Genomic DNA, 18,973 nt, shown 5'->3' with positions numbered 1-18,973 from the left:
CGGCTGCAACGGCGCGGCCCGCGTCCTTCCGTCCTGTTCCCCACCAGGTTGCCCCGATTGAAAGCCCCCGCTCCCGTCCTCGTCTTCCTTTCCGGTTTTCTGCCCGACCAGCAGCGCGTCAACGGCCGCGAGCGCCTGCGCGCGGCGTTCGGTGCGCTGCTCGGCATCCTTGCCACCGCGCTGCTCGGCCGCCTCTTCGTCGATGCCGACGCGGCGCTGCCCTGGGTGATCGCCCCGATGGGCGCCTCGGCCGTATTGCTGTTCGCGGTGCCGGCCAGCCCGCTGGCGCAGCCCTGGGCCATGCTGGGCGGCAATCTGCTGGCGGCCTGCGTCGGGGTGACCTGCGCGCACGGTTTTCACGACCCGACGATCGCCGCGGCGACGGCCGTGTCGGTGGCCATCGGCCTGATGTTCGTGCTGCGCTGCATCCATCCGCCGGCGGGGGCGGTGGCGCTTACCGCGGTGGTCGGGGGCCCGGCCATCCACGCCATGGGCTACGGTTTCGCGCTCTATCCGGTGCTGCTGAATTCGCTCTGCCTGCTGACGCTGGCGATGATCTACAACCGCGCCACCGGCCGCGAGTATCCGCAGAAGAAGGCGGTGATCGCCGCCGCTGCGCCGGAACCGGTCGGCCCGCCCATCCCCCGGCGGGTGTCGGAGGAAGACCTCGACGCGGTGCTGGACGAGTACAACCAGGTCCTGGACATCAGCCGCGAGGACCTGCGCGACCTCTTCATGCGGGCCGAGGCGCACGCCTACCGCCGCCGCTTCGGTACGGTGCATTGCGCTGACATGATGACGCGCGCGGTGATCGCGGTGGAATACGGCACCTTGCTGGAAGATGCCTGGGCGCTGATGCGCCGCCACCGGGTCAAGGCGCTGCCGGTGGTGGACCGTGCGCGCCGGGTGGTCGGCATACTGACCCAGGCGGATTTCATGCGCCATGCCGATCTCGGCGGCTATCGCGGCTTCGACGAACGGCTGCGCCGCTTCATCCGGCGCAGCGGCCGCACGCACGCCGACAAGGCGGAGGTCGTCGGCCAGATCATGACGGCGCCGGCCCAGACCGCGACCGAAAACACGCCGGTGGTCGAGCTGATCGCGCTGCTCGGCGGCGCCGGCCACAGCCACATTCCCATCGTCGACGGGGAGGGGCGCCTCACCGGCATCGTCGCGCCGCGCGACCTGATCGGCGAGCTCTACCAGGGCAGGCTGGCTGCGCCGGGTTGAGTCGCAGTCAGGCGTTGCCGGCTGCAGGACGCGGCGTGAAGGCGAGCACCCGTGTCGAACCCTCGGGCCGGTGCAGCAAATCGGCCAGGGTGTAGGCGTCCAGCACGCGGAACATCGCCGCCAGGGCCTCGCCCAGCACCGCCTGCAACTGGCAGGCGTCGTCCATGTAGCAGTGCGATTCGCTGCCGAAGCACTCGACCAGCGCGAAGTCGGTCTCGGTCTGGCGCAGGACTGCGCCCAGCACGATATCGCGCGGCGGCCGCGCCAGCCGCATGCCGCCGCCCTTGCCGCGCAGGGTTTCGACGTAGCCGGCGCGGCCGAGCTGGTGCACCACCTTGGTCAGGTGGTTCTCGGAGATCGAGTGCGCGCGGGCGATCTCGCCTATGGTGCTGAGGCGGTCGGTATGCTCGGCGAGATACATCAGCACCCGCAGGCAGTAGTCGGAAAAGGTGCTCAGGCGCATGACGCGGCCCTTAAGGTGTATGGAACATATTGATTATGGCCTGCCGCGCTGGTAGTCTGAAAGCTGCATAGGAAATGCAGCTTATGCGCGCCGGTAACGCCGCTGGCAACGGCTCTTCCCGTCCACCGTTTCCTGCGGCGATTCTCCATGTCCGAGCAGCAAAAAAGCCAGCGCGTCATCAACATCCAGCCCCTGTTTGCTTCAGAACCCAAGGTCTATCCGCGCTGGATCGGCGGCATTTTCCAGCGCTGGCGCTGGGTCTTCGCCTGGCTGACGCAGATCGTCTTCTACGGCCTCTGCTGGCTGCCCTGGAACGGCCGGCAGGCGGTGCTGTTCGACCTCGACGCGCGCCGTTTCTACGTGTTCGATTTCGTCCTGTGGCCGCAGGACACCATCTACCTGGCAGTGCTGCTGGTGCTCTCGGCGCTGGCGCTGTTCCTGTTCACCACGGTGGCCGGGCGGGTGTGGTGCGGCTACACCTGTCCGCAGACGGTCTATACCGAGATCTTCCTGTGGATAGAGAAGACCATCGAAGGCGACCGCGCCAAACGGATGAAGCTCGACGCCGCGCCATGGACCCCGCGCAAGCTCGGCCTCAAGACCGCCAAGCATGCGGTCTGGCTGCTGGTGGCCTTGTGGACCGGTTTCACCTTCGTCGGCTACTTCACGCCCGTCCGCGAGCTGGCCGATGTGGCGCTCAAGGTGTCGCTCAGCGGCTGGGAGACTTTCTGGGTGTTGTTCTACGGCGCCGCCACCTACGGCAATGCCGGCTTCATGCGCGAGCAGATGTGCAAGTACATCTGCCCCTACGCCCAGTTCCAGTTCGTGATGTTCGACCCGGATACCCTGATCGTCGCCTACGACGAGGAACGCGGCGAACCGCGCGGCGGCCGTGCGAAGAAGGACGACGCGCGCGGGAAAGGGCTGGGCGACTGCATCGACTGCAGCATGTGCGTGCAGGTGTGCCCCACCGGCATCGACATCCGCAAGGGCCTGCAGCTGGAATGCATAGGCTGTGCCGCCTGCATCGACGCCTGCGACCAGGTGATGGACAAGATGAACTACCCGCGCGGGCTGATCCGCTACTCCACCGAGAACGCGGTCAAGCAGCACAGCTCGCGTGCGCAGATCCTGCGCCGCACGATACGGCCGCGGGTGCTGGTCTACAGCGCGGTGTTCCTCGCTGCGCTCGGCGCGACGGTGTGGTCGCTGGCGACGCGGGTGCCGCTCAAGGTGGACATCCAGCGCGACCGCGCCGCGCTGGCCAGCGAAGCCGCCGACGGTTCCATCGAGAACGCGTTCCGCCTGCAGCTCATCAATGCCAGCGAGCAGCCGCGTGTCTATGCGGTGAGCGTGGACGGGCTGGAGGGCATCCATCTGGCCGAACCGCTGCGGGTGAGCGTGCCGCCAGCCTCCACCGCCGCGGCCACCGCGCAGGTGCGGGTGGAGGCTGGCGCCGCGGCGGGCGGATCGCACGCCATCCGCTTCACCGTGGCCGACACCGCCGACCCGGCGGTGACGGTGAGCGAGGAAGCCAAGTTCTGGATGCCGTGAGGCGCCTGACCCAACCCGAATCGAGCGGAGAGCCGCAATGTTCCTGACCCGAGGTGGCCGCGCCCTGCGCGAGGCCGAGCAAAAGCGCGATGCGCTGGCCGAAGAGAATGCCGTGCTGCGCGCCCGGCTGGAGGCGGTGGAGGCCGAGCGCGACGCGCTCGCCGGGTGCGTGGCCGCAGGCGAGGGCGAGCGCACCACGCTGGATGGCGTGTTCCGCAACCTTGGCACCTTCGGCGAATCGCTCGCCGGGGTGGGGCGCTCCTTCCTCGGCCTGGTGACCGCGCTCAACGACGACAAGCGCAGTGCGGTGGAGGCGGCGGCCCATGCCGACGCCAGCCGGCTGGCCTTCGAACGCATCGCCGGCAATCTGCGGTTGATGGTGGGCAAGATCGGCACGGCTTCGACCAATGTCGAAGGCCTGCACCGGCGTGCCACCGAGATCGACCGCATCGTCCAGCTGATCCGTGAAGTGGCCGACCAGACCAATCTGCTGGCGCTCAATGCCGCCATCGAGGCGGCACGCGCTGGCGAGGCGGGACGCGGCTTCGCGGTGGTGGCCGACGAGGTGCGCAAGCTCGCCGAGCGCACCGGCAAGGCGACCAGCGAGATCGGCGCGCTGGTCGCCACCATACAGGGCGAGACAGAAGCGGCGCGCGCGGTGATGCAGCTCGGCGCGCAGGACGTCGAGCGCTTCTCGCACGACAGCGAGGAAGCCACCCTCAGCATGCAGCACCTGATCGGCCTGTCGCGCGGGGTGGAGCGCTCGGCTGCGGCCTCGGCCCTGCTCGCCAACGTGGAGCTGGCCAATATCGAGGAGCTGAGCCTCAAGCTGGAGGTGTACAAGGTGTTCCTCGGGCTCTCCACACTGCGCCCCGACGCGCTGCCCGACGAGACCGCCTGCCGGCTCGGCCAGTGGTATTACGACGGCGAAGGCAAGGCCCGCTATGCGCGGCTGCCGGGCTATGCGGCGTTGGAGAAACCGCACCGCGCGGTGCACGAGCACGCCCGCCGCGCGCTCGAACTGCACTATGCCGGCGAGGCGGCCGCCGCGCTGGCGGCGCTGGCAGCGATGGAGGAGGCCAACCTGGAAGTGATGGCCGGCATGGCGGAGATGCTGGCGCAGCCGGTCGGCGGCGCGCTACGCGCGCGCGGCTGAAGTCCGTGCCCGGTGGCGTGAGCCGCCGGGGCTCAATCCAGGCTGGCGCGCAGCCGGGCGATGTCCGGCACGTGGATGGTGCGGCCTTCGACTTCGATCAGGCCGGCGTCGATCAGCTCGTGCAGGATGCGCGAGAAGTGTTCCTGGGTCAGGTTGAGGCGCGAGGCGATGGTGCCCTTGCTGGTCGGCAGGCGGATCGACACCCGGCCGCTGGCGGGCGTGTCGTCGTCCAGGCCTTCCTCGCGCAGCAGGTAGCCGACGATGCGGTCGCGCCCGGAGCGCAGCGAGTAGCTTTCGACGTCGGCCATCAGATGGTGCAGCCGGCGCGACAGGCCGGCGATGATCTTGCGGCAGAACAGCGGGTCGCGTGCCATCTCCTCGAACACCACCTGTTTGGCGATGTGCAGCAGGCTGCAGTCGGCCAGCGCCTGCGCCATCACGACGTAGGGCTTGTCCATGAACATCACCGCCTCGCCGAAGCTCTGGCCGGGGCGCAGGATTTCCACCACCTTCTCGTTGCCCGCCGCCGACAGGAAGGCGAGCTTGATCTGGCCGGACAGGATGAGGTGAAAGCCGCTGCAGGCGTCACCGCGGTGGAACAGGATTTCGCCGCGCGCCACCTTGAGTTCGCGCACGCCGCGGGCGAAGCGGGCGATTTCGCCCTGGGCCAGGCCTTCGAACAGCGGCGCGGTGGCCAGCAGCTGGCAGATGCGTTCGGTCGGGATGTCGAGCGCGGCGGTCGGCTCGGGCAGGCGGGTTTCGGCGTCCGCTTGCGACAGGCAGGGCGGCATCTCGTGCAGCATGGTTACCTCGTGAGCTGGGCGTAGAACATCGGCAGCCGGGCGGGGAGTTCCTCCGGCTTGCGGATCACCGCGTAGCCGGCCGGGCCGAACAGGTGGGGCAGGTAGTCGGCGCCTTCGCGGTCGATGGTGACGCAGAAGGGCAGCACGCCGCGGCGGCGGGCTTCCACCACCGCCATGCGGGTGTCCTCGATGCCGTAGCGGCCCTCGTAGAGGTCGAGGTCGTTGGGTTTGCCATCGGACAGGATGAGCAGCACCCGGCGCTGCGCCGGCTGCGGTTCGAGCAGCGCGGTGGCATGGCGGATGGCGGCGCCCAGGCGGGTGTAGTAGCCCGGCTTGATCGCCATCACCCGGCCGCGGATGCGGTCGTCGAAGCGCTCGCCGAAATCCTTGAGGCGATGGAAGCGCACCTGGCTGCGCTTGACCGACGAGAAGCCGCATAGCGCGAAACGGTCGCCGGTGGCGGCCAGGGCCTCGCCGAACAGCAGCAGGCTGTCGCGGATCACGTCGATGACGCGCGCCTCGCTCGATACCCAGCTGTCGGTCGACAGCGACAGGTCGGCCAGCGCCAGGCAGGCGAGATCGCGCTCGCGCCGCTCCAGCGACAGCCACAGCTGATCCGAAGGATGGCGGCCGCAGGCGCGGTCGGTGGCGGCGCGCACCGCGGCGTCCACATCGAGTTCGCTGCCGTCGGCCTGCGCCTTGATCCAGCGTCGCGCCGGTTGCAGCGCGGCAAACTGCTGCTGCAGCCGGCGCGCCCCGCGACGCAAGCGCGGCGGCAGCGGCGCCGGCGCGGCGCGCGGATCGGCCGGGTTGGCGGCGAGTTCGAGCAGGCGCACATGGTCCTCGCGCAGCAGGTTCTTGCGGTAGTCCCATTCCGGCAGCGCGATGCCGTCGCCGAGCACCACGTCATCCTCGGCCGCCGAGGGCAGGTCGAGGTCGAAACGCACCCTGGAGGCAACGCGCTCGCCGTCGCGTGCGAGCGAGAGGTGGTCGAGGCCGGCCGCGGCCGAGGCAGCGTCGCGGTCGGGATCGTCGTCGGTGCTGCGGTCGAACTTGATGAACTCCGCCACCGACAACAGGCTCTCGGCGCGGAACAGCATCAGCAGACCGTGCTTCTGCTGAGGGGCATCGACGCGTTCGGCGCGATGGGCGCGGCGTTCGGTGTCGTCCGCGGCAGAGGTGGCGGCGGCTTGGTTGTCGGTGTGCTGGCGGGCGGCCGCTGCGGTGTCGGTGGTGGCGGCCGGCGACGGCGCCAGCCACAGCAGCACCGGGTAAGCGGCGGGGGTGCCGGGCGGGACATCGGGGAGGCGGTCGACGGCGCCGGGCTGGATCAGGGCACGCCGCAGGGCCCGCTCGCGCTCCGCCTCGGCGGGCGGGAGCCGGGACGGGTCGGGGCGTAGGGCCAGGGTGGCGGTGACCAGGCGCCGGTAACTGGCGGCGAGGCCGGGCCAGCGGGTGAGGAGGTGGAGGGTGGCGAGTTGGTTGAGGTGGAGTTGGTCTTGCTCCTCCCCCTTCAAGGGGGGCGTAGCAGGGGTTTCGGCGAGCACTGCTCGCCGCCTGCGGAGCGGTGAGGCGAAGCCGAGACTATTGGCTAGGAGGGGGATGGGGTTGGAGCTTGCGTGGGAGCCTAACCCCATCCCCACCCCAACCCTCCCCTTGAAGGGGAGGGGGAAAACCGGCGCTCGCTGAGCGGCCGAGTATCCCTGGGCTGACGACAATGGTTGCGAGGCTTGAACCTGCTGATACTGAATAGGGGTTGTTGAGTGAGGATGCAGCCTCCCCGCCTCCACCCAAGCCCCCGCCAGCGCCCCCAGCCACACATACAAATCCCGATTCAGCCCCGCATCCGTGAACACCTCGATCTTCGGCGGCAGCCGCAGCGTGTTCTCGTCCAGCCGCGCGCGCGCGATCTTCTCGCCGCTGCCGGCGACGCGCGCGAGCCAGCTCCGTCGCGCACCGTGCTCGTCCTCGGTTGCCGCGGCGACCCGCAGGCCACCGTCGCCGCCGAGCGCCCGGAACACCACGCCGACGCGGCGCTCCACTTCCTTCAGCGTCACCGCCGCTTCCGGATGGCTGCCGCCGGCGGCGCGGGTGACGAGGCGGTGCCAGAGCTTGCCGACGACCTCCTCCATCGCTTAGCGCTCCCGCCCGGCGCGGAAGCCGGCTTCGTTCTGGCGCGCGGCCTCGCCGCTCACCCACTGCAGCAGCGGGCCCTGCGGATTGTCGGCCTGGGTCTGGGCGCAGGCGTCGATGCACTGCGCGCACTGGGTGCAGGTGAACATGTGGCGCTTGATGTTGCGCGGCGTCAGCCGCATCGGGCATACCGCGTCGCAGGCGGACTGCTTTTCCGGCAGGCAACTCGCGCAGTCGGCGGCGCGGGCGCGCTCGAAGCCGACCACCATGGCCTTGCGGTTGCCCATCCAGGTCAGGCTCTGGAACATGCCGACCGCGCAGGCGTAGCGGCAGAACAGGTGGCGGGCGAAGAGGAATTCCAGCGACAGCACGGTGGTCGCGGCGGCGAGGAAGATGCCCGGATTGCGGCCGAGTTCGCCGTGGAGCAGCGCCGGGTAGACCTCGGCCGGCGGCAGCAGATAGGTGAGGAAGACCACCGCCCAGGTGAAGGCGAAGCCGACCGCCGCCGGCATCACCACCAGCCACCAGCGCGCGTCGATGCGGCGCTTGCTGCCGTCCGGCAGCCAGGGCGTGATCGGCTTGCGTTCCCACACGCTGTGCTTGCCGGTGGCGCGCAGCATGAGCGAATTGATGGTCTCGACCACCGAGAAGTGCGGGCACAGCCAGCCGCAGTAAAGCCGGCCCCATTTCCACGCCACCCACAGGAAGAGCGCGGCGCCGCCGAAGAGCGGCAGGAAGAGGCGCAGCAGTACGTTGGCCGCCGCCTGCCCGGCACCGATACGGCCGGCGAGGAAGTCGTCCAGCCCCAGCCGCCACTCGAAGCCGAGCAGCCAGGCGTGGCCGGCGGCGAGGTCGTAGCGGAACAGGTCGAACACCGGCGCCAGCACGAAGAGCAGGAAGAAGCCGGCCTGGAAGGCGAGGCGGCGGCGCTGCAGATTGGGCGTTGGCGCGGTGTCGGTACGGGCGATCGGTATCACCCGGCGCGCCGGCTTGGGAGCAGGGGAGGAAAGTTCAGTCATCGCGGCGGGGGCCCACCAGCGGATAGCGCCAGCTGCGGCCGTTGATCGCGCGTGCCAGGCCCATCACCCCGAGCAGGATCAGGCTGGTATGCACGAAGGTGAAATAAAGCACGCCTATCACCCAGGTCCACGGGTTGTCGAGCCCGCCGATGGCAAAGATCGCCACGCTCAGCACCACCAGCAGGCTGCCGCCCCACAGGCAGGTCACCACCGTCTGGCGCAGGTGGTTGCGCACCAGCGGATCGGCGTGGTCGCGGTGGCGCAGCCACAGCAGCACCAGCAGCACGAAGGCGAGACCCGGCAGCAGCATCAGGTTGATGATGAACAGCGCTTCGGCGGCGATCGCCAGCGGTGGGCCGGGCATCACCGTCTTGAGCGGGTCGGGGCGTTCGATCATGGCGTCGGCGCCCGGGTCATCGGCCGAAGCTGGCCGCGACCACGTCCATCAGCGCGGCGGCGATCTCGATGTCGTCGGTCAGGCTGTCGACGATGGCGACGCGGCAGGCCTCCACCGCGTCCATGCCATCCTTCACCAGCAGCGCCGCATAGACCAGCAGCCGGGTGCTGGCGGCTTCCTCCAGGTCGCGGTCCTTGAGCGCGCGCAGCGCGCCGGCGATGCCGACCAGGCGGCGGGCGAGGTCGGTGTCGCAGCCGGTTTCGCCGACCAGCACCGCCTCTTCGCGCGCGGGCGCGGGGAAGTCGAAACGCAGGCTGACGAAGCGCTGGCGGGTGGAAGGCTTCATGCCCTTCATCAGGTTCTGGTAGCCGGGGTTGTAGGACACCACCAGCATGAAGGCGGGCGGCGCCTGCAGCAGTTCGCCGGTGCGGTCTATCGGCAGCAGGCGGCGGTCGTCGGCGAGTGGATGCAGCACCACCGTGGTGTCCTTGCGCGCTTCGACCACCTCGTCGAGGTAGCAGATGCCGCCTTCGCGCACCGCGCGGGTGAGCGGGCCGTCGCACCACACGGTTTCGCCGTTGCCGATCAGGTGGCGGCCGACCAGGTCGGCGGCGGTGAGATCGTCGTGGCAGGCCACGGTGTAGAGCGGCAGGCCGAGGCGCGCCGCCATGTGGGCGACAAAGCGCGTCTTGCCGCAGCCGGTCGGACCCTTGATGAGCAGCGGCAGACGGTTCTTCCAGGCATGCTCGAACACCGCCACCTCGTTGCCGGCGGGCTGGTAATAGGGGAGGTCGAGGGCGGGGAGATCGTTCTTCATGCCCGCGAGTCTAGGAAGACGGGCGGGCGATGGCCTTGATTCGGGACAAGTTCGGCCGGCGCAATGCATGCCGCTGCGGCCGGCCACGAAACTTGTCCGCCTCAAGGGGACATCGCCGCCCCACCGGCGCCGGATGGGGCTGGCGGGGCTGCCGGCGGGCCAGGCTCAGGGGGCGTCGTCGAAGCCGCCGCGGTGATGCTCGCGGTAGGCCGCGTGCAGCCCGCCGGCGTCGCGCCAGAAGAAGGCGCCTTCCAGGTAGCGCGGCCAGCGTTCCGCTTCGGTCGGGGCGCCGAGGTAGCGTGCCGCGGTGACCGCGACCAGGATGTCGTGGCTGACGAAGACGTGCAGCCCGGCCCGTTCGCCGGCGGTGTCGAGCATGTGGCGCACCAGCCGGCGGGCGCCTTCGTCGGGGTGGCGGGTGCCGGGCAGGGTGTCGGCGCGCTCGGCGAGGTGGGCCATGATGCCTTCGCTGCCCAGGCGCAGCCAGTTCTCGCCGGCGAGCTGCGCATCCAGCACGTAGGCGCCGGGGTCGCCCAGCATGCGGTCCTCGACGATGGCGAGCGTGTCCGCGGCGGCCGCGCGCAGCTGTTCGGCGGTATGCAGGCAGCGCTGCAGCGGGCTGCTGTGCAGGGTGTGCAGCCGGCCACGCAGGGCCGCACCGAATTCGCCGGCCAGGCGGGCGCCGACCGGCGTGAGCGGATGGGCGTAGCCGAGGTCGCCGGGCGGCAGTTCGTCGCGCACCGAGTGGCGCAACAGCAGCGCCACCGGGCGGTCGGCCGGCACGGTGGCGAGCCAGTGCAGCGTGGATGCGGGGATCGCGTGCTGCGCCGGCGTTTTCATGGCGCTACCTATTCGAGCGACAGCTCGGCCGGCGGCGCCGGCGTGGCGGGCGCTTCGGCGGGGGCCGGCTTGGGCTGCAGGCGGGCCAGCATCTGCTGCTGTTCGATTTCCTGGCGGCGGGCTTCCTGCTTCTGCATTTCCTCTTCGCGCATCGCTTCGACCTCTTCCGGCGTCGGTTCCTGGTCGAAGGTGAGTTCCAGGCCGGAGGCGCTGCTCGGCTCGCCGCGCTTGCTCTTGAGCTTGATCGCCAGGCGCAGCTCGTTCACCGAATCGGCGTTGCGGATCGCTTCCTCGTAGGTGATGTGACCTTCGTTGTAGAGCTCGAACAGTGCCCAGTCGAAGGTGCGCATGCCCAGCTCGCGCGACTTCTCCATGATGGCCTTGATGTCGTTGTACTGGCCCTTGAAGATGCGCTCGGCAATCGTCGAGGTATTGAGCAGGATCTCGATCGCGGCTTTGCGGCCCTTGCCGTCGGCCGTCTTCACCAGACGCTGCGAGATGATGCTGCGCAGGTTGGAGGAGAGGTCCATCAGCAGCTGGTTGCGCCGTTCCTCCGGGAAGAAGTTGATGATGCGGTCTATGGTCTGGTTGGCGTTGTTGGCGTGCAGGGTGCCGAGGCAGAGGTGCCCGGTCTCGGCGAAGGCGATGGCGTGCTCCATGGTTTCGGCGTCGCGGATCTCGCCGATCAGGATCACGTCGGGCGCCTGGCGCAGGGTGTTCTTCAGCGCGTGGTGCCAGGAGTGCGTATCGACGCCGACCTCGCGGTGGGTGATGAGCGACTTCTTCGACTTGTGCACGTACTCCACCGGGTCTTCGATGGTGATGATGTGCCCGGCCGAGGTGCTGTTGCGGTAGTCGATCATCGCCGCCAGCGTGGTCGATTTGCCCGAGCCGGTGCCGCCCACCAGCAGCACCAGCCCGCGCTTGTTCATGATGACTTCCTTCAGCACCTCGGGCAGGCCGAGCTTGTCGAAGTTCGGGATCTCGGCCGCGATGGTGCGGATCACCATGCCGACGAAGGTCTGCTGCACGAACACGTTCACCCGGAAGCGCGACACGCCCGGCACGCTGATCGCGAAGTTGCACTCCATCTCGCGCTCGAACTCCTCGCGCTGGGCTGCGTTCATCAGCGAATACGCCAGCGAGCGCGTGAGCTCGCCGGTGAGCTTCTGCGAGGTCATCGGCTGCATGCTGCCGTGGGCCTTCATGCTGGGCGGGAAGTCGTGCGAGATGAACAGGTCGGAGCCGCCGGCGCTGCTCATCGCGGCCAGCAGCTTGTGCATGTAGGCACGTGCCTGTTCTTCGGTGAACGTGGTCATTCGTGCATCCTTTCTTCGATCCGGTGAGGAGGGCCAGCGGGCGACGGCCGCCCGCGGTATTCCATCATATTAACGGGGCCCAGCGCCACCGGCGGGCGCCGGGCCGTTTATGCCGTTTTTATCCCGCGGGTAGGAAAATGCGCGGCATCGAGGTTCCCGGCGATGCCCTGTGCGCCGGGCGGGATGAAGGGGTTCGAGCATGCGCATGGCCAGCCTGGCGCGTCTTTCCGGTACGCATCGTCATCTGCTTGCGGTCGCGCTGTGCGCGCTCGCGGCGGCGGCCGTCTATCCGGTGCGCAAGCTGCTAGAGCCGGTCAACACGGCCATGCTGCTGTTGCTGGTGGTGGCCTTCGTCGCCGCCCGGCTGGGAAGGGCGCAGGCCATCGTGGCCAGCTTCGTCAGCGTGGCGCTGTTCGACTTCTTCTTCGTACCGCCGCAGCTGTCCTTTGCGGTGAGCGACGTGAAGTACCTCGTCACCTTCGTGGTGATGCTGCTGGTTTCGCTGCTGGTCGGCCAGCTGACCAACAGCCTGCAGGCCAGCGCGGACGATGCCCGCCGGCGCGAACGGCGGTCCAATGCACTCTATGCGTTGGCCCGCGGCCTGGCGGGGGCGATGACGGTCGGGCAGGTGGTCGAGCAGGTCACCGCTTTCCTGCGCGACGAGGCGGACAGCGAGGTGCGCTTCCACATCCCCGACGACGACGACCGCCTGCAGCCGGCCGGCCCGGCGGCGAGCGCCGCCGAGACGCTCGCCGCCAACGGGATCTACCTGTCGAGCGGCGGGCCGGCGGGGCGCTGCGTGGCGCTGGACGGTGTCGGCCTGCTGCTGGCGCTGGACGGCGCCACCCGCTGCCGCGGCGTGCTCGCCGTGCAGCCCCGCGGTGGCAGCGACCGGCTCGATACGCTGCGGCCCATGCTGGAGGCGGTGGCCTCGCTCGCGGCGATTGCGCTCGAACGCCTGCATTTCGTCGCGGTCGCCCAGGCCAGCCAGCTCGAGACCGAGGCCGAGCGCCTGCGCAGCTCCATCCTGTCGTCGATCTCGCACGACATCCGCACGCCGCTGACGGTGCTGTTCGGGCTGGCCGATTCGCTGACCCTGGCCGAGGGGCCGCTGAGCGAGGACGAGCGCGAGGCGGCGCAGTCGATCCGCGACCAGGCGGGACGGCTGCACGAAATGGTCGACAAGCTGCTCGACATGGCGCGGCTGCAGGCCGGCAAGGTGCGGCTGCGCAAGGAATGGCAGGCGCTGGACGAGATCATCGGCGCGGCGATCGCGTTGCTGGGCGATGCGCTGCGCGAGCACCCGGTGACGGTCGCGCAGCCGCCGGAGCTGCCGCTGGTGGCGGTCGATGCGGTGTTGATGGAACGGGTGTTCTGCAACCTGTTCGAGAACGCTGCCAAGTATGCGACGCCGGGCACGCCGATCGCGGTGGAGCTCGCCTGCGAGGGGCCGATGCTCGTCGTTACCGTGCGCGACCGGGGCCCCGGTTTTCCGCCCGGCAGTGTGGCGCGCATTTTCAGTCTGTTCGAACGTGGTCAGCCGGAGTCGACGACCGCCGGCGTCGGCCTTGGCCTGACGATCTGCCGCGCCATCGTCGAGGCGCACGGCGGTTGGATCGCCGCCAGCAATCTCGCCGATGGCGGCGCCTGCGTGCGCTTTGCGCTGCCGCGCAACGATCCGCCGGCGATAGAGCCCGAAGCCGCGGCGGGAGAGGGCACATGAAGGAGCAGGCAGCCCGCATCCTGGTCGTCGAGGACGAGCACCAGATCCGCCGCTTCGTCCGCCAGGTCCTGGAACGCGCCGGCCATGCGGTGAGCGAGGCCGCGACCTTCGCGCAGGGCCTCGACGAGGCCGCCGCGCGGACGCCGGACCTGGTGATCCTCGACCTCGGCCTGCCGGACCGCGACGGCGTGGCCTTCGTGCATGCGGTACGCGACTGGTCGCGCCTGCCCATCCTGGTGCTGTCCGCCCGCAGCGACGAGCAGGACAAGATAGGCGCGCTCGATGCCGGCGCCGACGACTATCTCACCAAGCCGTTTTCCGTCGGCGAACTGCTTGCCCGCGTGCGTGCCCTGCTGCGCCGGGCCGAGGGCGACCGCGGCCAGGAGGCGGCGCTGATCCGCTTCGGCGAGGTCGAGGTCGACCTGGCTCGCCAGCTGGTGACGCGGGCCGGCGCGCCGGTGCACCTCACCGCGATCGAATATCGCCTGCTCGCCACCCTGCTCGCCAATGCCGGCAAGGTCATGACCCATCGCCAGCTGCTGCGTGAGGTGTGGGGGCCCGGCTATGCCGATGCCACCCATTACCTGCGCGTCTATGTCGGGCACCTGCGCCAGAAGCTCGAAGCCGATCCGCTGCGGCCGGCGCATTTCCGCACCGAAATCGGTGTCGGCTACCGCTTTCAGCTCTAGCCGGCGCCGCCCTGACCACGGAGAACCCATGTCTGCAACCCATCAAGCGCCGAAGAGTCGTCTCGGCGGTCTCGCCCTCGCCGCACTCGGCGTCGTCTACGGCGACATCGGCACCAGTCCGCTCTATGCGTTCAAGGAAGCCTTTCATGGCTCGCATGCGCTGGCGGTGAGCGAGGCCAACGTGCTGGCCGCGCTGTCGGCCTTCTTCTGGGCGCTGATGCTCATCATCTCGCTCAAGTACGTATGGATCGTGCTCCGCTACGACAACGACGGCGAAGGCGGCGTGCTGGCGCTGACCGCGCTCGCCCACCGCCACGCCGCTCATGCGCCGCGGCTGGCGGCGCTGGTGATCGGGGCCGGCGTGTTCGCCGCCGCACTGTTCTATGGCGACGCGATCATCACGCCGGCGATCTCGGTGCTGTCGGCGATCGAGGGGCTGTCGGTGGCGGCGCCGCAGTTCGAACACCTGATAGCGCCGATCACCGTCGGCATCCTGGTCGGCCTGTTCGTGATCCAGAAGCACGGCACCAGCCGCGTCGGGCGCCTGTTCGGCCCCATCACGCTGCTGTGGTTCGGCGCGCTCGCCGTCCTCGGGCTGGTGTCCATCGTGCAGACGCCGCAGGTGCTGGCGGCGGTCAATCCCGTGCATGCGCTGCGCTTCGCCATCGAGCATCCGGGCGCGGCCTTCCTGTTGCTGTCGGCGGTCTTCCTGGCGCTGACCGGCGGCGAGGCGCTCTATGCCGACATGGGGCACTTCGGCGCCAGGGCCGTGCGCCTGGCCTGGTACGGCCTGGTCTGCCCCGCGCTGCTGATCAACTATTTCGGCCAGGGCGCGCTGGTGCTGCGCGATCCCGCCGCGGCGGAAAACCCCTTCTACCTGCTCGCGCCCGACTGGTTCGTGTTCCCGCTCATCGGCCTCGCCACTGCGGCCACGGTGATCGCCTCGCAGGCGACGATCTCGGGCGCCTACTCGATGACCCTGCAGGCGGCGCAGCTCGGCTACCTGCCGCGGGTGCGCATCCTCCACACCTCCGACAGCGAGCGCGGCCAGATCTACATTCCCAGCGTGAACTGGCTGATGCTCGCGGCGGTGGTGGTGCTGGTGCTGGAGTTCGGCTCCTCGGCCGCGCTGGCGGCGGCTTACGGCATCGCGGTGTCGGGCACGATGATCATCACCACCGCGCTCACCGCCTTCGTCACGCTCGCCGTCGGCGGGCGCTGGCGCTGGCTGCTGCTGGCGGCGATGGCCGTGTTCGTGCTGCTCGAATGCGCCTTCTTCGGCTCCAATCTCACCAAGATCGCTGCCGGCGGCTGGTTCCCCATGGTGCTCGGCGCTGCCATCTTCACGGCGCTGACGACCTGGAAGGCGGGCAGCGGGCTGGTAGCCGAGCAGCGGCGGCGCATCGACGTACCGATGGACGGCTTCGTCCGCGGCCCGCATCCGGACGTGCCGCGCGTGCCCGGCACCGCCGTCTACCTGACCTCGGACACCTCGGTGGTGCCGAGCGCGCTGTTCCACAACCTCAAGCACTACAAGGTAATGCACGAGCAGACCCTGTTCCTCCACGTGGTCAACGAGGACGTGCCCTATGTGGCCGACGACGAACGCCTGAAGCTGACGCCGCTTGCGCCGGACATCTACCAGCTCGACGTGCGTTTCGGCTTCCGCGAGGAGCCCGATCTGCCGCAGGCGCTGGCCGGGCTGGAGCGGCTGGGGCTCGCGCTCGAACCGATGGCGACCACCTATTTCGTCGCGCGTTCGGTGATCGTCGACGGTCCGGGGGCGCTGCAGCGCTGGCGCTGCGCCCTGTTCTCGTGGATGAACCGGCAGGCCGAAGGCGCCGCCACCTATTTCCGGCTGCCGGCCAACCAGGTGGTGGAACTCGGCACCCAGGTTCTGCTGTAGCGGCAGGCCGCTGACGCGGGGCGGTGGCGTTTGCTATCGTCCCGGCTCGCATCGTCCCGAACCCCGACCACATGGAGGCCACCGTGGCCAGCATCATCCTTCGCGAGCCCGATTTCATCCGTCAGACCAAGATGAACAGTTGCTGGTACGCCTGCCTGAAAATGCTGCTGAAGTGGCACGCGGGCAGTTCGACCATCAACGACGACACCGTCTCCGGGCTCGCCAGCCACTGGACGCCCCGTTCCTACGACGAGATCCCGCAGGCCTTCCGCAGCACCAACAACCTGCGCTTCGAGGACAGGAACTTCGCTTCCACCGACGAGATCGCGGCCTTCCTGAAGCAGAACGGCCCTTTCATGGGCGGCGGCAAGGTCGGCAAGTTCTTCATCGGCAAGCGCCGCTTCGGCCATGCCATCCTGATCTACGGCGTCATGCCCGACGGCCACATCCTGCACCACGACCCCACCCTGGGCGCGCACTGCACGATCAAGGGCGACAACTACCTGCGGCTGCAGGACGGCGAGCGCATGTACTACACCAGCAATCCGCGGGTGGAGATCGAGGCGATGGGGAGTTGAGCGCAGTGCCGGGCGTTGCGTCTGGCGCTGCAGCGCGGTGAAAGAGGCGGATGAACCGCTCAGGACGGGGGCAAGGCCGTGTCTTCGGCGACGTCCAGCTCCCAGTCGCCGCAGAGGTACCAGTCGTCGCCCAGCAGTTCGGCCGGGTGCTGGGTGCGGCCCGAGCCGTTGCCGCAGGCCAGCGAATCGGCCGGGCAGTATTTGTCGCAGCCCCAGCAGATGCGTTCGGGGTGCTTAGGATGCAGTGGGAATTTCCTGGCCATCTGCCGGACCTCCGGATGGAAATGGGGCGGCTGTCGCCGCCCCCGGGCCGGCCCCGCCGCGGCGGGGCAACCGGAATCCGCTTCGTCAGGCGGTCGCGGCCTTCTTCTCGCCCTTCACGAAGAAGCTCGCCAGGTAGATCAGCAGGCCGATGAAGAACACCGCGCCCGAGGCCTCGCGCATCCAGTAGAACAGCGAGATCTGGTCCTGCGCTGCCATGAAGGACAGCGGCGTGTCGGAGACGCGCTGCAGCCAGATCTGCAGGATGCCGGCGGCGGTGAGGAAGAGGGTGATGAACACCATCGCGATCGTCATCAGCCAGAAGCTCCACATCTCCATCACCTGCGCCTTGTTCGAGTTGGCGGCGCGGCCGCGCAGGATGGGCATGGCGTAGCTGATGATGCACAGCACCACCATCACGTAGGCGCCGTAGAAGGCCATGTGGCCGTGGGCGGCGGTGATCTGGCTGCCGTGGGTGTAGAAGTTCACCGGGGCCAGCGTGTGCAGGAAGCCCCACACCCCGGCGCCGAGGAAGGCCATCACCCCGGTGCCCAGCGCCCACAGCGTGGCGGCGCGGTTGGGATGCTCGCGGCGGCGGCGGTTGACCATGTTGAAGGCGAACACCGTCATCGCGAAGAAGGGAATCGGCTCCAGCGCGGAGAAGATCGAACCCCACCACTGCCAGTATTCCGGCGCGCCGATCCAGTAGTAGTGGTGGCCGGTGCCGATGATGCCGGTCACCAGCGTCAGCGTGATGATGACGTACAGCCACTTCTCGATGACTTCGCGGTCGACACCGGTGACCTTGATCAGCACGAAGGCCAGCAGCGCGCCAAGGATCAGTTCCCACACGCCCTCAACCCACAGGTGCACCACCCACCACCAGTAGAACTTGTCGCGCACCAGGTTGTGCGGATTGACGAAGGAGAACAGGAAGAAGATCGCCAGCCCCCACAACCCCAGCAGCAGCACCATGCTGATCGCCGTCTTGCGCCCGCGCAGCATGGTCATGGTGATGTTGAACAGGAAGGCCAGCGCCACCACCACGATGCCGATCTTGGTGATCAGCGGCTGCTCCAGGAACTCGCGCCCCATGGTCGCCAGGATGTCGTTGCCGGTCATCTCGGCGAGCTTGGCGTAGGGCACGAAGAGGTAGCCGAGGATGGTCAGCGCGCCGGCGGCGAGGAAGACCCAGAACAGCGCCAGCGCCAGTTTCGGGCTGTAGAGCTCGGTTTCGGATTCCTCCGGCACCATGTAGTAGGCCGCGCCCATGAAGCCGAACAGCAGCCACACGATGAGCAGGTTGGTGTGCACCATGCGTGCGACGTTGAAGGGCAGGGCGGGGAAGAGGAAATCCCCGACCACGTACTGCAGGCCCATGATCAGGCCGAACACGATCTGGCCGACGAAGAGTCCGATCGCCGCCACGAAGTAGGGCTTGGCGACCGCCTGTGATTTGTATTGCATGAGTTTCTCCTTGCGGACGCGGGCGGTCAGCCTTCGATGTTGGGAGGCCAGTTGGCGGTCTTGATCTCGGAGCTGTACTTCAGGAAGGCGACGAGGTCGTCGAGTTCCTGCTCCGTCAGGTTGAACTGCGGCATCTGGCGGCGGCCGGGGGCGCCGGTGGGCTGGGCCTTGATCCAGGCCTTGATGAAGTCCGGCCCGCGGCGTACATAGACGTTGCCGAGCTCGGGCGCGAAGTAGGCGCCTTCGCCGAGCAGGGTGTGGCAGCCGATGCAGTTGCGCGTCTCCCAGATCTTCTTGCCGGCGATCACCGCCGGGGTGAGGTTTTCGCGGTTGTCGAGCTTGGGCAGCTCTTTCTCGGTATGGAAGGTGAGCGCAAGGAACAGCAGGAAGAAGAACATCGATCCGCCGTAGAAAATATTGCGCGCCATCGCCTTGGTCATGATGCCGCTCATGGCAGTGTCCTCATGTCGGGTCTCTTCTGGTTGGGGAGGGAAAACGGGTAATGCGGCGGATTCTCGTTTCTGCAGGGACGCTTTCTCCATGATTCAAATCAAGAACCACCCGGCATCGGCGCAAGGTCCGGGCGCCGCCGGCGAGGGAATTTCACGACTTGATGGG

The 18,973-nt window shown here is 68.7% G+C and carries 18 protein-coding genes; 7 read left to right on the top strand and 11 right to left on the bottom strand.

Features of this window, described 5'->3' with window-relative positions; translation table 11 throughout:
- Positions 1–57: 57 nt before the first annotated feature.
- Positions 58–1,230, top strand: a complete 1,173-nt coding sequence (locus tag CJ010_RS19225) for an HPP family protein (protein ID WP_141019543.1) — start codon at positions 58–60, stop codon at positions 1,228–1,230.
- 7 nt (positions 1,231–1,237) lie between these two features.
- Here CJ010_RS19225 and CJ010_RS19220 read toward each other — a convergent pair whose 3' ends face one another.
- Positions 1,238–1,693: an Rrf2 family transcriptional regulator gene (locus CJ010_RS19220; protein WP_141019542.1), complete on the bottom strand. Its 456-nt coding sequence runs from the start codon at positions 1,691–1,693 to the stop codon at positions 1,238–1,240.
- 147 nt (positions 1,694–1,840) lie between these two features.
- Between CJ010_RS19220 and ccoG the strand changes: the two genes are divergently transcribed.
- Together ccoG and CJ010_RS25645 are read left to right on the top strand one after the other, a co-directional pair.
- Positions 1,841–3,247 carry a cytochrome c oxidase accessory protein CcoG gene (gene ccoG, locus CJ010_RS19215; protein ID WP_141019541.1) on the top strand — a complete coding sequence of 469 codons (1,407 nt, stop codon included), beginning with the start codon at positions 1,841–1,843 and terminating at the stop codon, positions 3,245–3,247.
- A gap of 37 nt (positions 3,248–3,284) precedes the next feature.
- Positions 3,285–4,403, top strand: coding sequence for a methyl-accepting chemotaxis protein (locus CJ010_RS25645; RefSeq protein WP_141019540.1), 1,119 nt, complete (start codon positions 3,285–3,287; stop codon positions 4,401–4,403).
- Between the two features lie 32 nt (positions 4,404–4,435).
- On the opposite strand, the gene CJ010_RS19205 is transcribed toward CJ010_RS25645, so the two are convergent.
- From CJ010_RS19205 to CJ010_RS19175, 7 genes are all read right to left on the bottom strand, one after another.
- Positions 4,436–5,206, bottom strand: a complete 771-nt coding sequence (locus CJ010_RS19205; RefSeq protein ID WP_205754823.1) for a Crp/Fnr family transcriptional regulator — start codon at positions 5,204–5,206, stop codon at positions 4,436–4,438.
- Positions 5,207–5,208: 2 nt separating this feature from the next.
- Entirely contained in the window at positions 5,209–7,338 is a 2,130-nt protein-coding gene (locus CJ010_RS19200; RefSeq protein ID WP_141019539.1) for a nitric oxide reductase activation protein NorD, read from the bottom strand.
- Positions 7,339–7,341: 3 nt separating this feature from the next.
- Positions 7,342–8,358: a 4Fe-4S binding protein gene (locus tag CJ010_RS19195; protein WP_141019538.1), complete on the bottom strand. Its 1,017-nt coding sequence runs from the start codon at positions 8,356–8,358 to the stop codon at positions 7,342–7,344.
- Positions 8,351–8,755 (bottom strand): hypothetical protein, encoded by a 405-nt coding sequence (locus tag CJ010_RS19190; protein ID WP_141019537.1) that lies wholly within the window; start codon positions 8,753–8,755, stop codon positions 8,351–8,353. The genes CJ010_RS19195 and CJ010_RS19190 overlap by 8 nt, the downstream gene beginning before the upstream one ends.
- A 16-nt stretch (positions 8,756–8,771) precedes the next feature.
- Positions 8,772–9,572, bottom strand: a complete 801-nt coding sequence (locus CJ010_RS19185; RefSeq protein WP_141019536.1) for a CbbQ/NirQ/NorQ/GpvN family protein — start codon at positions 9,570–9,572, stop codon at positions 8,772–8,774.
- Positions 9,573–9,737: 165 nt separating this feature from the next.
- Positions 9,738–10,412: a histidine phosphatase family protein gene (locus CJ010_RS19180; RefSeq protein ID WP_141019535.1), complete on the bottom strand. Its 675-nt coding sequence runs from the start codon at positions 10,410–10,412 to the stop codon at positions 9,738–9,740.
- A gap of 8 nt (positions 10,413–10,420) precedes the next feature.
- Positions 10,421–11,731: a PilT/PilU family type 4a pilus ATPase gene (locus CJ010_RS19175; RefSeq protein ID WP_141019534.1), complete on the bottom strand. Its 1,311-nt coding sequence runs from the start codon at positions 11,729–11,731 to the stop codon at positions 10,421–10,423.
- Between the two features lie 199 nt (positions 11,732–11,930).
- On the opposite strand from CJ010_RS19175, the gene CJ010_RS19170 reads away from it, so the two are divergent.
- The 4 genes from CJ010_RS19170 (at position 11,931) to CJ010_RS19155 (ending at position 16,627) form a co-directional block, all read left to right on the top strand.
- A complete protein-coding gene (locus CJ010_RS19170; protein WP_141019533.1) occupies positions 11,931–13,454 on the top strand; it encodes a DUF4118 domain-containing protein in 1,524 nt (507 codons plus the stop codon).
- Positions 13,451–14,143: a response regulator gene (locus CJ010_RS19165; protein ID WP_141019532.1), complete on the top strand. Its 693-nt coding sequence runs from the start codon at positions 13,451–13,453 to the stop codon at positions 14,141–14,143. The genes CJ010_RS19170 and CJ010_RS19165 overlap by 4 nt, the downstream gene beginning before the upstream one ends.
- Positions 14,144–14,171: 28 nt before the next feature.
- Positions 14,172–16,049 (top strand): potassium transporter Kup, encoded by a 1,878-nt coding sequence (locus tag CJ010_RS19160; protein WP_141019531.1) that lies wholly within the window; start codon positions 14,172–14,174, stop codon positions 16,047–16,049.
- A gap of 83 nt (positions 16,050–16,132) precedes the next feature.
- Positions 16,133–16,627, top strand: a complete 495-nt coding sequence (locus tag CJ010_RS19155; protein WP_168224991.1) for a papain-like cysteine protease family protein — start codon at positions 16,133–16,135, stop codon at positions 16,625–16,627.
- A 59-nt stretch (positions 16,628–16,686) separates the two neighbouring features.
- On the opposite strand, the gene CJ010_RS19150 is transcribed toward CJ010_RS19155, so the two are convergent.
- The 3 genes from CJ010_RS19150 to CJ010_RS19140 form a co-directional block, all read right to left on the bottom strand.
- Positions 16,687–16,890: a DUF3079 domain-containing protein gene (locus CJ010_RS19150; RefSeq protein ID WP_141019529.1), complete on the bottom strand. Its 204-nt coding sequence runs from the start codon at positions 16,888–16,890 to the stop codon at positions 16,687–16,689.
- Between the two features lie 85 nt (positions 16,891–16,975).
- Entirely contained in the window at positions 16,976–18,355 is a 1,380-nt protein-coding gene (locus tag CJ010_RS19145; protein ID WP_141019528.1) for a cbb3-type cytochrome c oxidase subunit I, read from the bottom strand.
- 26 nt (positions 18,356–18,381) lie between these two features.
- On the bottom strand, positions 18,382–18,807 hold the full coding sequence (locus CJ010_RS19140; RefSeq protein ID WP_141019527.1) for a cytochrome c: 426 nt from the start codon (positions 18,805–18,807) through the stop codon (positions 18,382–18,384).
- Between the last annotated feature and the right edge of the window lie 166 nt (positions 18,808–18,973).

Source organism: Azoarcus sp. DD4 (assembly GCF_006496635.1).
GTDB lineage: Bacteria > Pseudomonadota > Gammaproteobacteria > Burkholderiales > Rhodocyclaceae > Azoarcus.
This window is presented reverse-complemented; position numbering and strand designations above follow the sequence as displayed.